Genomic DNA, 961 nt, shown 5'->3' on the forward strand with positions numbered 1-961 from the left:
CTGATGGATCCAACCCCTCCGCTGCTATAGTGCAGTCGGCTTCTGACGTTCAGTGCAGCCGTCTTCTGAAAACGACATTTGAACCGGGAACCTTCCCTTTTTGGCTAGGCGTGAAACAATGGTCATTTTCCCTATACCCAAAATGACCAGGAGGCCCGCATGAAAGTCGCACGCATCTACCTGCGCGTGAGTGTCATTTTCAGAAGACGACTGCACGGAATATCAGGAGTCGGCTGCACTGGTGGATTGCAGCGCGGTGTACAGGGCCGTCTTGCTCACCTTGAGCCGTGTAGCGGCCTCTCGGACATTAAGCCCGTTGGCGATGTGCTCCCGCGCTCGCTGCAACTTGTCGGCGGTGACAACCGGCTTTCGCCCGCCCTTCCTCCCACGAGCGGCGGCGGCAGTCAACCCGGCCTTGGTGCGCTCGCGGATCAAGTCGCGCTCGAACTGGCCCAGCGCGCCGAACACGTGGAAGATGAGCCGCCCGCCTGGCGTGGTGGTGTCGATGGCTTCCGTCAGAGAACGGAAGCCGACGCCTCGCGCTTCCAGCGCGCCTATCGTTTCGATTAGGTGCGGCATAGAGCGCCCGAGCCGATCCAGCCGCCAGACGGCCAGCACGTCGCCGTCGCGCAGGTAGGCCAGCGCATCAGCCAAGCCGGGGCGGTCGGCCTTGGCCCCGGAAGCCGTGTCCTCGAAAACGCGCTCGCAGCCTGCCTTGCGTAGCGCATCCGTCTGCAAGGCGGTGTCCTGTTCCGCCGTCGATACCCGCGCATAGCCGATCAGTGCCATTTGCCGCCTCTCTTGTCCGTCATTCCGTCCGCCTATCTTAATGTCCGACAACCCGTTGTGCAATAACTTTGCTGGACAGTGTCCGGCATGGCCGACTAATGATCGTTTGGCGGACAAGGCGACTGGCATCAGCCGAACAGCTCGCTATGGGAGCCAAGCCGCGCCAGTCGCA

General features: G+C 61.9%; 1 protein-coding gene. It reads right to left on the minus strand.

All coding sequences use genetic code 11. The annotated features are described in order from the left end of the window. Positions 1-222 precede the first annotated feature (222 nt). Entirely contained in the window at positions 223-789 is a 567-nt protein-coding gene (locus tag OKC40_RS22615; RefSeq protein ID WP_003159185.1) for a recombinase family protein, read from the minus strand. Between the last annotated feature and the right edge of the window lie 172 nt (positions 790-961).

This window comes from Aeromonas sp. QDB11 (assembly GCF_027705265.1).
Lineage (GTDB): Bacteria > Pseudomonadota > Gammaproteobacteria > Enterobacterales > Aeromonadaceae > Aeromonas > Aeromonas allosaccharophila.

Bases quoted from the DNA above. Each gene is read 5' to 3' on its own strand.
- OKC40_RS22615 (WP_003159185.1), bottom strand. From the start codon at position 789: ATGGCACTGATCGGCTATGCGCGGGTATCGACGGCGGAACAGGACACC.